This window comes from Companilactobacillus metriopterae (assembly GCF_002762335.1).
GTDB classification, from domain to species: Bacteria; Bacillota; Bacilli; order Lactobacillales; family Lactobacillaceae; genus Companilactobacillus; species Companilactobacillus metriopterae.
Map to the genome: position 1 here is coordinate 792,425 of NZ_CP024610.1, position 15,172 is coordinate 807,596.

Annotated in this window: 14 protein-coding genes and 1 tRNA gene; 13 read left to right on the plus strand and 2 right to left on the minus strand. The window is 33.0% G+C overall.

The window, feature by feature from the left end; all coding sequences use genetic code 11:
- The first annotated feature begins 72 nt into the window (after nucleotides 1-72).
- The 8 genes from CS873_RS03865 to CS873_RS03900 all read left to right on the plus strand — a co-directional run bounded on the left by CS873_RS03865 (nucleotide 73) and on the right by CS873_RS03900 (nucleotide 7,607).
- Nucleotides 73-1,770, plus strand: a complete 1,698-nt coding sequence (locus tag CS873_RS03865; protein ID WP_099974560.1) for a lectin-like domain-containing protein — start codon at nucleotides 73-75, stop codon at nucleotides 1,768-1,770.
- Complete coding sequence (locus tag CS873_RS03870) at nucleotides 1,767-2,453, plus strand: WxL domain-containing protein (protein WP_099974561.1); 687 nt, start codon at nucleotides 1,767-1,769, stop codon at nucleotides 2,451-2,453. The genes CS873_RS03865 and CS873_RS03870 overlap by 4 nt, the downstream gene beginning before the upstream one ends.
- Before the next feature lie 202 nt (nucleotides 2,454-2,655).
- The gene (locus CS873_RS03875; RefSeq protein WP_099974562.1) at nucleotides 2,656-4,464 is read left to right on the plus strand and encodes an L-type lectin family protein; all 1,809 of its coding nucleotides are present in this window, start codon (nucleotides 2,656-2,658) and stop codon (nucleotides 4,462-4,464) included.
- Nucleotides 4,461-4,817, plus strand: coding sequence for a hypothetical protein (locus CS873_RS03880; RefSeq protein WP_099974563.1), 357 nt, complete (start codon nucleotides 4,461-4,463; stop codon nucleotides 4,815-4,817). The genes CS873_RS03875 and CS873_RS03880 overlap by 4 nt, the downstream gene beginning before the upstream one ends.
- Nucleotides 4,818-4,888: 71 nt before the next feature.
- Nucleotides 4,889-5,485, plus strand: coding sequence for a TMEM175 family protein (locus CS873_RS03885; protein ID WP_099974564.1), 597 nt, complete (start codon nucleotides 4,889-4,891; stop codon nucleotides 5,483-5,485).
- A gap of 10 nt (nucleotides 5,486-5,495) precedes the next feature.
- Nucleotides 5,496-5,882, plus strand: coding sequence for an iron chaperone (locus CS873_RS03890; RefSeq protein WP_099974565.1), 387 nt, complete (start codon nucleotides 5,496-5,498; stop codon nucleotides 5,880-5,882).
- 62 nt (nucleotides 5,883-5,944) lie between these two features.
- Entirely contained in the window at nucleotides 5,945-6,316 is a 372-nt protein-coding gene (locus CS873_RS03895) for a hypothetical protein (RefSeq protein ID WP_099974566.1), read from the plus strand.
- The gene (locus CS873_RS03900; RefSeq protein WP_099974567.1) at nucleotides 6,309-7,607 is read left to right on the plus strand and encodes a Y-family DNA polymerase; all 1,299 of its coding nucleotides are present in this window, start codon (nucleotides 6,309-6,311) and stop codon (nucleotides 7,605-7,607) included. Before CS873_RS03895 ends, CS873_RS03900 begins: the two co-directional genes overlap by 8 nt.
- Before the next feature lie 27 nt (nucleotides 7,608-7,634).
- Here the strand turns inward: CS873_RS03900 and CS873_RS03905 are convergent, their stop codons facing one another.
- A complete protein-coding gene (locus tag CS873_RS03905; RefSeq protein ID WP_099974568.1) occupies nucleotides 7,635-8,738 on the minus strand; it encodes an SLC13 family permease in 1,104 nt (367 codons plus the stop codon).
- A gap of 239 nt (nucleotides 8,739-8,977) precedes the next feature.
- On the opposite strand from CS873_RS03905, the gene CS873_RS03910 reads away from it, so the two are divergent.
- The 3 genes from CS873_RS03910 to CS873_RS03920 all read left to right on the plus strand — a co-directional run bounded on the left by CS873_RS03910 (nucleotide 8,978) and on the right by CS873_RS03920 (nucleotide 11,993).
- Nucleotides 8,978-9,967 carry an L-type lectin family protein gene (locus CS873_RS03910; protein ID WP_099974569.1) on the plus strand — a complete coding sequence of 330 codons (990 nt, stop codon included), beginning with the start codon at nucleotides 8,978-8,980 and terminating at the stop codon, nucleotides 9,965-9,967.
- Between the two features lie 273 nt (nucleotides 9,968-10,240).
- Nucleotides 10,241-11,209 carry a hypothetical protein gene (locus CS873_RS03915; RefSeq protein WP_099974570.1) on the plus strand — a complete coding sequence of 323 codons (969 nt, stop codon included), beginning with the start codon at nucleotides 10,241-10,243 and terminating at the stop codon, nucleotides 11,207-11,209.
- Nucleotides 11,210-11,279: 70 nt separating this feature from the next.
- Nucleotides 11,280-11,993 (plus strand): B3/B4 domain-containing protein, encoded by a 714-nt coding sequence (locus CS873_RS03920; RefSeq protein ID WP_099974571.1) that lies wholly within the window; start codon nucleotides 11,280-11,282, stop codon nucleotides 11,991-11,993.
- A 36-nt stretch (nucleotides 11,994-12,029) separates the two neighbouring features.
- Here the strand turns inward: CS873_RS03920 and CS873_RS03925 are convergent.
- Nucleotides 12,030-12,101 (minus strand) — tRNA-Gln (locus tag CS873_RS03925).
- A 122-nt stretch (nucleotides 12,102-12,223) separates the two neighbouring features.
- Here CS873_RS03925 and CS873_RS03930 point away from each other — a divergent pair.
- Together CS873_RS03930 and yjeM are read left to right on the plus strand one after the other, a co-directional pair.
- Entirely contained in the window at nucleotides 12,224-13,651 is a 1,428-nt protein-coding gene (locus CS873_RS03930) for a C69 family dipeptidase (protein ID WP_099974572.1), read from the plus strand.
- Between the two features lie 21 nt (nucleotides 13,652-13,672).
- Nucleotides 13,673-15,163, plus strand: a complete 1,491-nt coding sequence (gene yjeM / locus CS873_RS03935) for a glutamate/gamma-aminobutyrate family transporter YjeM (protein WP_099974573.1) — start codon at nucleotides 13,673-13,675, stop codon at nucleotides 15,161-15,163.
- The last annotated feature ends 9 nt before the right edge of the window (nucleotides 15,164-15,172 follow it).

Sequence of the window (15,172 nt, forward strand, 5' to 3'; positions counted from 1 at the left end):
AAATTATGAGGTATAACGATGTTTTAAAAAAGCCAGAAAAAATATCTTAAATATGCAGTTTTAAGTTCAGCATTGTTTTTAGGGGTTGCTGGAATTACGGCTAGTTCTACTAAGGTAAAAGCTGACGACTTAGTAGCAAATGCACTAAAATCAGCTCCTTTAGGTGTATCATTGTCTGACGGATCTACAGGTATTAAACTGTTTGAACCTGGTACTATAAAGGGTGGTCTGTTGAATATATCTAATGTGAATGATGCATCCGTTAAGTCTTCTACAAATCCAGATTCAACTGGTACTGATGTACTAATTATTAACCAAGGTGACTCAGGAGCTTGGCTAGGATTAGGTAGTGCAGCTTCACTTGGAACTATGTGGTCAACTAATATCAATAGATTTGATTTGAATAAAGACCAAACTGTTTCCATGTGGGTGTACTTTGGTAATAGAGGTAGTAAAGCAGGATCTGGTATGGCATTTGTTGTTCAAAATGATCCTAAGCCAACTTCTGCATCTGGTTATTCCGGTGGTGCACTGGGAGTCTACGGTTCAGATACTGGTAAGGCATCATCTATTGCTACTGGTGCTGTTCAAAATTCATTTGCGATTGAGTATGATACCCAATCTGATTCTACTAAGGGATCAGGTACTAGTTGGGATATTATTCAAAATGATGGCACTGCAGCATTCCCATCAGGACATATGGCAGCTACATATCCAGGAGATGCAAGTGCCTATAATATTTTTAGCTATACAACCGCAGGTATCTTCTCACATAATTACGCATCAATAAACCATAATGAACTTGGCGGCTTTCTAAAACCTGAAAATACTGATAGTACTGATAAAGTTATAGCTTCTGATGGTCAGTGGAGACATACTACGGTTCACTATGATAGTACTAACCAAACTATGACATACTCTATCAATGATAAAAAACTAGATGGTGAAGATTTGACTCATCCAGATTATTCAGATCCAAATAATTCTTATTTCTATAAGTCTGTTACGGTACCATTTGACAAGAGTAAAATATTTGCTAATGAAGGTGAAACTTCAGCTGCAACAGGTAAGGTAAGATATGGTTTCACAGGTGCTACCGCAAGTAGTGCTTATGAAACAAATGCCGTGGTATTCGACAAAGTGCCTAATGTTGTCGATGCTGATGGTGCTGTTAAAGTGGTAGATAAATCAAAAAATGGTAAAGTTCTTAAAGCAGGTGATGAGGTATCACCTGCTGATGAATTGACATATACATATGACTTAAGTTACTTAGGTGGATTGCAATCATGGCAAAACATCAGAACTACAGCAACCTTGGCATCTGAAATGCAACAAGATGGAAATAACCTGTTTAATTTCCAATCTACTACAGATAATCCTACAGCAGGTACTGTTACGTATCGTCTAGATTCTAATATTTTAGATACAGTAACTTTGAATATGCAGAATGGTGGTAATTTAACTCCTAATACAAATACAGTTAAGTATACTCTAAATTCTAATCTTTCTGGTTCATCTAAGAATGGTGCTTTATTAACATTCACAGGTAAAGTAGGGGATAAGACAGATGGTAACGAGGACGTCTTTGCAGATGCTACACCTGCTATCTTCCAAGGTAATAACCATTTGCTATACCTTACACCACCTGACTTCTACGTCAGAACTAAGAAGGACATGGCTCTTGAAGTAGATCCTAATGAAAGAGTTACACCTGACGTTACTGACCAGGTGCAACAACAGTATTCTACGAAGATGAAAATGCTGTCTTGAGTCCTCATGTTAGTTTTCCTAAAGATGATGCTACCAACAACTTCAATCCAGATAATGTAACTATGGATGTTACCTTGAATGGTACTCTTCTAGATCCTAGCCAATACAAGATAGTTGTAGATCCCAATGGTACTGGTGCTGATGATATATATCAAGTACAAATCAGTAATAGCATGATAAATGTTGGTGAAAACAATGTCAAAGTTAAGGCAAACTATACTGGTGATTCTCACAGTAATGAAGTTAACTATGTAGTAACTAAGAAACCTAAGGATTCATTGAAGTTTGGTGATGTTAGTGATCAAGCTTCATTCGTAGGTGGTAATCTTGATGGACACACAGACGAACACAAGAGAGATTCTGATTGGAAACTATCATTTGCTGACGGAAGATTAGGAACAACAACTTGGAATCTTTATGCAGAATCTACTGATTTCATGAATGAAAATCAAGAAGAACTAATCGGAGCACCTATATTCAATGATGGAACTAACTCATCATCTATACAAGGTCAATCAGCTCTGGTAGCTTCTTCAACAACATCAGAAGAATTCCTTCTTACAGATATCATTAAAGATGTTTGGAATGAACAAACTGGTGTTAAACTAGAAACAACATCTAAAACTAAACCAGGTTCATATTATGGTACTATTACATGGACATTGGCAGACGTTCCCTCATAATAAATAATAAAAAACAGCAAACAATGTTTGCTGTTTTTTTTATTATTTTATATTAAAACTTCGTTGATCAAATTACGCAAAACTATAACGCAAAGATGATATAATTATTCTACTCTATAGGGTAGGATCTTAGAGTTTGTATAATAAATGAGGTTTGTTATATCTTGATTTAGGGCATTTTTTGATAAAGGAGTTTAGATTCTTGAAACAAAATTATAAAATGCTCACAGCTATATTTGTATTTATAAGTTTTATATTTACTGTTTTTCTGTCTTTCAATGTCAATGCATCTTCAGTTAATGCAGAATATAACGATGCATTGAAAAATGCTCCTAGGGGTATTAATTTGTATGACGTTATGACAGTCGGTAATTTTAGAGGTAACGGGTCCTTTATGGATCAAGCTACAAATCCCGATAGCCTTGGGACTGGTATAGCGGTTGTAACCAATCAAAAGAGTAAGCAGTGTGCTATTTGGTCAAATCCTAATTATGCTTTTGACTTGAATAAGGATCAAAAATTATCCATGTGGTTAAATTTTGGTGACAGTAAGAATCCCGGAGATGGTATGGCATTTGTCCTACAAAATGATTCCTCTGGTACAGGTGCTTATGCTGGTAAAGGCGAGTCTATGAATGTATGGGCGGTTGATCGAGTACCTGATCAAGGCAGTACAGCCGTTATTGCTAATTCAGCTATTTCAAATTCTTTAGCCATAGAATTTGATACGTACGTTGATAACAATAACGATCTAAAACATGCCGGTACTTCTACATCATTTGATACTGGTATTGCCAATGGGGATCAATATATCGCCTGGAATTATCCCGGAGATATAAATACTTACAATCAATTTTATGATCGTGATCCATTGGCTTTCTTCAATAAAAAATATTGGTATTCAATGAACCATAACGATTTTGAAGGTGATTTGAGATTAACAGATGGTAAGTGGCATCACTTGACGATTGTATGGGATAAGAAAGATCAGACTTTGAAGTATTCGTTCAATGATAAAAATATGGACGGATCTGATGCTGAATATGATAATGATAATTTTACTAAGACTATAAAAGTTGATAAGAGTAAGTTTAATTCTGATAACGATAAACTTATATGGGGATTTACTGGAACATCAAATGCTAGTACCCAAAATAATTTTGTCGTTATGGAAACTGTACCAAGCGATATCTATACCGAATCCAACATAACAGTTCATAACGATACCTATGGTGATGACATTGGAGACAATGGCTATATAGGGGTAGGTAATAGAATTCCGTATAGTTATAACTTGAACTACAAGGAGGGTGGTAGACCTTGGAAAGACATAAGTGCTTCTATCCCTCTACCTAACAATGTAGCGTTAGATAAATTTCAAGTTTCATATCCAGATGGTAGCGTTCAAAATATTGACTTAAATAATATTGATTCAAAGAATCAAATGGACTTTAAGTTGGATAAGCCAATGAAAAAATCTGGAGACAAAATTCAAGTTAATCTAAGTGGTATTGTAGTAGATACCGCTAGTAAACAAGATTTTAAGATAAAATCAGGATTAGCAAGATTTTATTCATCAGATAACGTTGAGACTATAGGAAGCCCTACAATTGATGTTGTGACTTCTAAGAATATTCAACTTATAGCTGATCCGATTGATGATGAAAATCAAACTATCAACTTTGGTGAAGATGCACAAGTTAGAGGAAAATTCAGTTATACCAATTCTCTAATAAATGGATTTAAAAATTCAGATTTTAATCTTTACACATCATTAAATGATGGTGAAATTGTTAAGAATGATATAACTGATGCAGCTCCAACAGGTACCTTTAAATATGTTATTAAATCTAAAGATTTAAAACTTGGAGATAACAAATTAGATGTATTCGTAAGAGACAAGACTACTGGTGTTTCTAACGAAATCACATATAATATCAAGGTTACAAGAACACCTGGTACTTTAAAATTTGGTGAAGTAAGTATAGTGATTTCAATTCTACAAAGTTGAATGGAAAAAACAAGCTATTAGGTAGAAATTCTAGTGATTGGAAAATAGATGTATTCGATGGTAGAGATATCGGATCCAAGTGGCAGCTTACAGCCTATTCTTCTAAATTTGTAACTGAAGATGGTAGGTATCTTCAAGGTAATCCTATATATAGATTCTTTGTATATGACCAAATCTTGGGTGATGAAGCTATTCTGATATACAATAAGACCACATCAGATTATGATGATCTAACTTCAGTTTCTGGAGATTGGGATGCAGATACAGGTATCTTGATGCGTGTTGATAAGAATGCAGCATCAGGTAAGTACACTGGTACTATAACTTGGGTGTTAGAAGACGTTCCACAATAAAACAAACTAAATTATAATTTAGTTTGTTTTTTTTGTTATAATAAATTATCAATAAGTATGGGGGGATTTTGATGAATAAATCAAGAGTTGAGGCATTTACAGATGCTGTATTAGCAATTATTTTGACCATAATGGTCTTGGAAATTAAGATACCTGAATCAACACATCTAAGCGCTATATTAGAGGAAGTACCATATATACTTTCGTATGCTGTTGGTTGGTTGTTCATTGGAGTGGCATGGTATAACCACCACTATATGTTTTCAAAGACTAAAGTTGTCAGTAGAAGAATTTTTTGGGTAAATAATTTTTGGATGTTTTCTACATCATTTGTACCAGTTGCGACTGCATGGATTGGTAAGGATATAAATGCCCGTGGTCCTGAAATTTTTTATACAATAGTTTATACTATCTGGTCTATAGCATATGCTCTTTTGACATATGTGATAATAAGCGAGAATGAGAAAAGTGGTCATCCTGAAATTGCTAACGATATCAGAAGTATGGCAATATATATAGTTTTAACTAATTGGAAGTTATCTATAGTAGAGATTGTTATAGTGGTTTTAATTCTGATCTATATGCCAGCATTATTGCTAGTGTTAGTTACGTTACAAATAATTTTTGTAGGTGCTAGATTCAACGCCGATAGTGATAAATTATTTTGAGGATTAGAAAATGAATGCTGAAATTTTAGAATATATAGATAACATAAGCAATGCTGAGAATCGGAAAAAGTTCAAATCAATTATTGATTGGACTATGACTAATTATCCCAAGCTAGATATGAGAATGGCATGGAATCAGCCAACTTTTACAGATCATGGAACATTTATTGTAAGTTACAAATCTACAATAGATCATATTTCAGTGACTTCAGAAGTTTATACTATTCAAAAATTTACTAAAGAAATAAGGAATTCAGGTTATAAGTATGGCAAGATGACATATCAGATTCCATACTCAGAAAATTTTGATAGTAAATTGCTCCAGACATTAATAGACTTCAATATTTCAGACAAAAGAGATACTACCAGATTTTGGAGAAAAAATTCAGACGCATAAGCGTCTATTTTTTTGTTGAAAATAAGAACATATGTTCGTATAATATTATTGAGGATATAAAAATGTTATCAGATGAAGAATTGAATAAATTTTTTTCCCAGTATCAAGATAGAGGAATGAAGAAGTGGCAGGGATATCACTTGAGTGATCACACCGCCTCTCTCAAAAAAGAGTCTAAAGTTAGGAATAAGTCTGTAATAGAGTTGGAGCAGATGAGTTTAGAAGATATAACCCAAATATTGAGTGAGAGTTATGTAAATAATAAAATAGTGTCGCTTCAAACCAATTTTATTAATAACGATTTACATTTGGTTGAAGAATTTCAAGGAAAAATAAAGGGTTATTTTGAAAATTCTGTTTTTTTAGATTCAACTGAAATTCAAATAAGTATGATAAGAAATGTCAGATTAATTGAGGTGGATAATCATGTATGACTACAAATCAGAACCAAAACATCTAATATTCATGATAGATAATAAGTCATTCTTCGCTAGTGTAGAGTGTGTTAGGAGGGGATTGAATCCACTTGAGGCAATATTAGTTATAATGTCCAAGAGACCAGGTGCTAAGAATAGTTTGGTGATGGCTAGCTCTCCTATGGCAAAGAAAAAGTATGGAATTAAGAATGTTACTCGAAAGCAGGATTTGCCAAAAGTTAGCGATATTATTGAAGCATCACCGAATATGAATCTATACATAAAGCGAAGTATTGAAATCAATAATATATTTAGAAAATATGCTGCTGAGGAAGATATTAATGTTTATTCGATAGATGAATCTCTAGTTGATATGACTAAATCTTGGAAACTATTTGGAGATACGCCAGAAGAAGTCGCTAGAAAAATTCAGATTGAAATAAGAGATACTTTAGGACTTTATGTTTGTGTTGGGATAGGCGACAATCCATTACTAGCCAAGCTAGCATTGGATAATGAAGCTAAAAATAATAAGTCATTTATGGCACGTTGGACGTACTCAAATGTACCTAGTAAAGTTTGGAAAATCAGAAAATTAACTGATTTCTGGGGCATAAATAATCGCACCGCACGTAGATTAAACAAACTTGGCCTATATAGTATTAGTGATATTGCATATTCTGATCCGAATAGACTTATCAAAGAGTTTGGGACTATTGGAGCTCAACTTTTCGCCCATTCGTGGGGAGTTGACCGATCAATAGTTTCTGAAAAATATATTCCAAAAGTAAAATCTTACAGTAATTCGCAGGTATTGCCACATGTTTATAGTAAAAAAGATGATATAGAAGTAGTGATAAAAGAGATGGCAGAGCAAGTTGCTGCTAGAATAAGATTTCATCATCAAAAAACATCACATATATTTTTATTCATCGGTGGTTCATATGACAAATTCAGCAAAAAACGGACAGGATTTAGTAAGTCTAAAAAAATTACTGCTACTAATTCTAATTCTGTATTAAAAAATGAATTAATAAAAATGTTTAGAGATAGTTGGCAAAATGAACCTGTCTTACATATGGCAGTTGGTTTCAGTGATCTAGATGATGATACTGATATGCAAATGAATCTCTTTGTCGATCCTGTAAAGCAAGTAAATAGTCGAGATATTGATTATCTGGTAGATGAGATTCGTAATAAGTATGGATTTACTTCTATTGTTAAAGCCAGCTCATTGTCTCATGGAGCCACAGCAATCAATCGATCAGATCTGGTTGGAGGACATCGTGGAGGAGAATCATACCAATAAAAAAGACCACCTTTAAGGTGGTCTTTTTTAAATATTTATCAATAAGAAACCGATAGATCCAATAATGAGTAACATGACAAAGTTAACAGCTGAGAATATACCTAAGTATTTCCAAGGAGATTCTTTGAATAGGAATCGGTATTGTTTAAACGCTAGAAGATTTGCAAGAGATCCGACAACAGTTCCCATACCACCAAAGTTAGTACCTAGGAAGATAGCGTAAAGGTAATGTGAGAATTTTGAAACAAGGATTGTTGTAGGGACGTTACTTATAAATTGACTAATAATTATTGAAGAAAAATAGGCACCGTTTTTTGTATCTATGATACTAGATAGATAGTTTACAATTTGCGGTTCTCTATTGATACTTCCTATTGTCAGGAAGAAACACATGAATATCAAAATCACTGAATAATCGACTGATCCTAATATTCTGGGATTGATTATAAAGACTAAAATTAATGCAGAAGCTAGTGATATCCACATAGGGATAACTGAGAATACCCCTAAAAATATTATTACTGTTACAAAACCAGAGAGTGTAATACTAGGAATATTGAGATCAAATTTTGGAAGTTGATTGAACTTAACTTCTTTTTTTGGGAAAAATCTGGTTAGAAGAAACATTAAAGTAAAAGTTATTAATGTTATAGGAGTAGACATTTTAAAGAAATTTAGAATATCTATATTGAAGTGAGTAAGTAAAAATAGATTGTGTGTGTTACCGAAAGGAGTGAAGATACTTCCCAAGTTCGCTGACATTGTAATAACTATAATTGGGAAAATAGGATCTACATCTAAGTGTTTAGAAATTTGATAAAAAAGAGGAACTAATGTAAGAATTGCAACATCATTTGTTAGAAACATTGCTCCAAAAAAAGCTAATCTGGACAAGGTCCACAGCAGCTGTCTGGTTGTTTTGGCTTTATGAGTTAATCTAGAAGCAAAATATTCTAGAAAATCTAGATATTCGTAAATTTGAATTATTATCATCATAGACAATAAAGAAAAAATTGTTTTCCAATTTATATCCATTAACTGTGGTGGGCTAATTAAAATTGAAGTTATGATAACTGCTATAGCAGCCACCCAAAGAACATGATCAGAAAAAATTCTTTTTAAGATGTTCATTTAAAAATCCTCTATTTAATCAAATTATCATTAACTATAATATGTTATCCCTTTTATAAAGCCTTTTCAAACTAAATAATTATAGTAAATAATAAATTTTCCAAAAAAAGCAAAAATTGGAAATAAAATACAAAAAAATTACGTAATTATTCTTGTAAGAATAATTAAATTTCTTACAAATAGAATGTAGAGATATACTTACCGGTATTTCTGTATTATTCGGAGGTAATATTTAAACAATGAATAAAAAATGTTTAGCGCAGTTTATTATTATTTTTACAATATTTTTATTTTTTGCTCAAAACATTAAGGCAGACGCAGATTTAGATAAAGCACTTTTGAATGCACCATTAGGGGTTAAGATTTCAGGTATTTTTACTCCGGGCACACAGTCTGGTAACTCTGCAAAGGTTATGTCTGTAACTAATCCTTCAATTAAAGGAACAGATGCTATTCTTATAACCCCCGCCGATACTCAAAAGCTTGGTTCGATTTGGTCGACTGATTCCAATTATTTTGATTTATCCAAGAATCAAGTAGCGTCAATGTGGATGTATTTTGGTAATCGTGGATCCAATGCAGGTGATGGGATGGCATTAGTTTTGCAAAATGATAGTAGGGGATTAAAAGCGAACGGTTACAAAGGTCAAGCTCTAAATGTCTATGGAAATGATCAAGCTAATTATTCCAGTTCTAGTCAAATAGCATCTACTGGGATACAAAATTCTTGGGCATTGGAATTTGATACATTCTTAAATCAAGATGATGGACGAGATAATGCCGGAATTGCATCTTCTTTTGATTTGGGTAATAAGAGTAATGGTGATAACAAAATTATAAAAAATGGTCACATGGCATCAACATACCCTGGAGAATCCAGCTCATATGTCAGATACAGTAGTGAATCTTCAATTTTGGGAGATAAATATTGGTATGGTTTGAATCAATATGGCCTAATCAATGGGGTTATCAATTCAGATGCCAATTGGCATCATGTTACTTTGTCTTGGAACAAAGATACTCAAAAAATGACGTATACAATAAATGATAAAAAACTAGACGGAACGCCATTGTATCAAGCTCAGCCAGGATATGCATATCAAACAAAGACTATTGATTTAGACGTAAAAAAATTAGGAACTGCAGCAACGTCAACAGGTCATATTAGATATGGGTTTACTGGATCTACAGGTGGATATTATGCAAATAATGTAGTTATCTTTGATTAAGTACCAGATTTAGTTAACTCAAGAGTAAACGCAACTATTTATGATGAAACTCAAAATAAATATTTAAAGAACGATGATGAAGTATCTGTTGGTGATAAGCTCACATATTCATATACTCTGAATTATGATAGTGGTAAGCAATCTTGGCAAAACATTAATGAGGTTACACAGTTAGCTAATAATAAAAGTGTTAACTTCTTAGATTACGATACTTACCCTGCAAATGAACTAGGATATATCAATTATTCTAATGGTGATTCGGAAACAATTGCGATGGATAAGGATATGGATGGCAACAATTTGGTTAAACATTCGTTTAAAAATGAATTGTCAAATAGTATTAATCAGGCAGTTAATGTTTTTAAATGGGTAACGGTTTCGGCTGATAATCAAGATAAGTATGTAAAAAGTGAATTAGCCAGATTTATTGGTAATAATAATATTGGGGATGTCAATACACCTAGTTTTTATATAAGAACTCAAAAAGAAATGGCTATGACTGTTGATCCTAGTGAGCAAACCACCTCTAGTACGGAAGGATCAAAAATAATAAGTTATAACGCTGATGCGATAATAGCTCCTCATGTTAAATTTACTAACAATGATGCGACAGATTATTTTAACCAAGATCATTTAAAAATATATGTAAGTATCAATGGTTCAGATTATGAAGAATGTAAGTATTCAGTTCAAAGTGACAAAGAAACATATAACTTAAAACTTAATAATTCAGATCTTAATTACGGTAAAAATGATGTTTCAGTTTATGCGACTTATACTGGAAATAGTAAATCAAACGAAATTCACTACGTTTTAGATAAGAAACGATTAGGTGATTTGAAATTTGGAACTGTTTCAGACAAAAGCTCATTTAGTAACACTACTTTAGATGCAAAAGACCAACTAGTAGGAAGAAATAACGATTGGTCTCTAAATGTTATTGATACCAGAGAACCTAGTGGTTTTTGGAAAGTATCAGCAGATTCTGGTTCATTTGTAGATCAAACAACTGGAAGAAAAATGATAGGTGATGTGATTTATAAAAACAATAGTTTGGAAAGCTCTATAGTAAACAATCCGGTTATTGTTGCAGATAATAATTTGCCCAACCTAGGTGAAGATATAGATATAGTAAATTCATTGTGGAATAATTCAGATGGTATATTTGTCAGAACTTATCCAGGTGCATTGCCAGGTAATTTTATTGGTACTATTTCATGGACTTTAGAAGATACTCCATAATATTATTAATATTGAAATAAAAAAATTATAAACCTATAATCTAGTTGAATACTTTTTAAGGAGTTATTTTATGAAGAATATAGTTATAGATCAAGAAGTTATAGATTTGTTTCCAGAGATTCAACTATCAGTTTTGACACTAAATAATATCGATAATAAGGTAGATGAAAAAGATGATCCTTATTTTCAAAAATTATTAGATGATGGTTCAACAGAAGCAAAAAAATTTATAACAGAAGAAGATTTTAAAGAGAATGAAGTTGTAGATCAGTGGAGAGAAGCATTTAGAAAGTTCAAAACTAAAAAAGGTGCAAGATCTTCTATAGAAGCACTGCTAAAAAGAGTGAATCAAGAGAAGTCTTTCTCACCAATATCTCCTTTAGTAGATATCTACAATTCAGTATCATTATCATTTGGTGTTCCTTGTGGTGGAGAAGATTTAGATAAAGTTCAAGGTGATCTACATCTGGGAGTTGCTAAAGGTGGAGAAGACTTTTATCCTTTAGGAGCTGAAGAAAGTTCTCCTGCACTAGAAGGAGAAGTTATCTACTATGATGACGCTGGAGCTATATGCCGTTGTTTTAACTGGCGAGAGGCTAAACGAACAATGCTAACTGAAGATACACATAATGCTGTATTGGTAGTTGAATCAATAAACAATGAACAAGCCGAAAGATCTGCAGAAGCAATTGAAAAATTAAAGAGTCTATCTTCAAAATATTTTGATGTTGAAGGAGATAAATATACTTTAAATAAGCAGAATTCATCAGAAGAAATCTATTAAAAAAAACCAACTCATATGAGTTGGCTTTTTTATTTATTGGGCATATTGGGTTCGAACCAATAAATTACGGATTCAGAGTCCGTTGCCTTACCGTTTGGCGAATGCCCAAGAACATTAATATGTTATTACTAAACAATATTAATGTCAATTTACAAAAAAAAGATAAACTTCATTATTTTGTAGTATAGTAAGTAGGTATATTATTTACATATGATTATGGTGGGAGTAGCATGGAATTAAATTATAATAAGAATAATTTATCGGCTTGTACAAGTATATTAATTGGTAAAAAGGCTACTATTGATGGATCAACTATTATTGGTCGAAATGAAGACGCAATGGCTTCGTGGCCCAAGCATTTTGTGATTCATGAACACAAAGAGTTTGATGAAAATCAAAGATACATTTCAAAAGATAATGGTTTCCAGATGGACCTGCCTAAAGTTCGGTTTAAATATTCAGCAACTCCAGAGTGGACAGACAAATCAGGACTCTTCGAAGAAGATGGAATCAATGAGTTGGGAATAGCTATGAGCGCTACAGAAAGTGCTTATTCTAATCAACGAGTTCTGGGTGCTGACCCGTTAGTTAAAGATGGTATTGGCGAGGAATCTATGTTAACGGTTGTTTTACCTTATATAAAATCAGCACGAGAAGGTGTTGAACGATTGGGTGAAATAATATCAGAACATGGAACTTCTGAAACTAATGGAGTTTTATTTTCAGACAAAGATGAAGTTTGGTATTTTGAGAGTGGATCCGGTCATTATTGGGTAGCACAGAGAATTCCAGATGATTCATATGCAGTTGTAGCTAATCAGCTTGCAATCCAAGAAATCGATTTTGACGATAGTGATAATTTTATGTATCATTCTGAAATCCAAAAATTTGTTTCTGAAAATAATCTCAATCCATACCCGGAGACATTTAATTTCCGAAAAATATTCGGCACTCAGGAATTTTCAGATGAAATTTATAGTACCCCTCGAGTATGGTGGGGACATAAGTTTTTATCAGATGTCGATTCTAATCCTGAAAGTGAAGACTTACCGTTTATTATGAAACCTAATCGTCTTTTGAGTGTAGACGATGCTCAGGAATATCTGGCATCTCATTTTCAAAAGACCGAATTTGATCCGTTAAATGAAGGTATTCAAAGCAAGCGATATCGACCTATCAGTTTAGCCAAGACTCAAGAATCCCATGTTCTTCAAATTAGGCCAAATCTACCAATAGAAGTTGGTGCTATTCATTGGTTAGCAATGGGTGTAGCTTCACAGAGTATATTTGTTCCATTCTACATGGGAATAAATGATACACCTGAAGAATATAAGATTGGTGAGTTACCATATGATGGAAAATCAGCATACTGGACTTATAAGTTAGCGGGTGTGCTATTGGACGGGCATTACAAAGAATTTGGTAAAGATTTCCAAGCTAAACAAAAAGACATCAACATAACACTTCGCAGTATGTTAAAGAAATATGATAAAAAATCACTAGAAATTCCAGAAGGAAAATTATCAGATTTCTTAACCGATTCAAGTAATCAAATGGCAAAGTTATCTTTAGATTCTTATAAGGAATTAATTGCCAAATTGGTTACAGAATCTACTGATTTTTCACCACTTAATTTTAAAACAGATTTAAATTTATAAAATAATTAGAGGTATAGAACGATGGACGATGGTCAATCAAAAAATAAATCAATCACGCTAGTTGGATTGATTATGATGATATTTACAACAATTTACGGTTTCGCTAATACACCTGTTGCTTATGAACAAATGGGATTAGCAAGTATTATCTGGTATGTTTTTGCCGCAATCTTCTTCTTCCTACCATTAGGATTTATGATGGCAGAGTATGGATCAGCATTTAATCAGTCTAGGGGTGGTATATATTCTTGGATTGAAGGAGCAGTTGGATCAAAAATTGCCTTTGTAGGTACATTTATCTGGCTTGCTTCTTGGGAAGTTTGGCTAGTTTCAACTTCTTCAAAAATTTGGATTCCTTTAGCAACATTCTTCACAGGAAGTGATACAACTCAAAGTTGGCATTTCATGGGATTACACGGTTCACAAATTATTGGAATTCTTGCAGTTCTTTGGATTTTACTAGTAACATTTACAGCTTCACAAGGTATCGATAAAATTTCTAAAATCACTTCTATTGGTGGATTCATGATGGTGGCATTGAATGGAATATTCTTGCTACTAAGTATCGTTATGTTATTTGCTTCAGGATTCCATTTTGAAGAATCTATACACGGTATCCAAACATTTATTCAACCTGCAAACCCTGCATCGAGTGGATTGTTGGGAATGCTTTCGTTTGTTGTTTTTGCTATTTTTGCTTATGGTGGTATGGAGTCACTTGGTGGAGTTACAGATAGTATGAAAAATCCACGAAGAGACTTTCCTAGAGCTGTTTTAATTGCCACAGTTGTTATTTCAATTCTATACTCTCTATCAATTCTTCTATGGGGAGTAAGTACAAACTGGGCAGAGGTTCTTGGTAAATCAAATGTTAACCTTGGTAATATAACTTATATTATGATGAATAATCTTGGATATAAATTTTCAATATCTATTGGATTAAGTACTCAAGTTGCTCATAGTGTAGGAATGTGGTTAGCAAGATTTACAGGATTAAGTATGTTCATTCTTTATTCTGGATCATTCTTTGTCTTGATATATTCACCTATCAAAGCGTTTGTATTGGGAACTCCTAAGGAATTTTGGCCTGAAAGAGTTACTAAAGTTAACGCACATGGTATGCCCGCTAATGCTATGTGGATGCAAGCAGCATTTGTTAGTGTTTTAATTTTGGCTATTAATTTTGGTGGACGAGATGCTAAAGCATTGTATGGTGTTCTAACTTTAATGGGTAATGTTGCAACTACTGTTCCTTACTTATTCCTAGTTGGTGCCTTTCCTTTCTTTAGTATTAATGATGATATTAAAAAACCATATGTCTTTTATAAAAATAAAAAATTCATGTGGGGAACATCAATTGTTACATTTACAATAATTGCTTTAGCGATTATCTTCACACTTATACAACCAATTATCGAAGGACGTTATGTTGATGCTTTCTGGACAATAATAGGACCACTATTGTTCCTTGTTATTGCATTGATCTTATATAAAAGAGTAGATAAAAAATAAAAAAAGAGA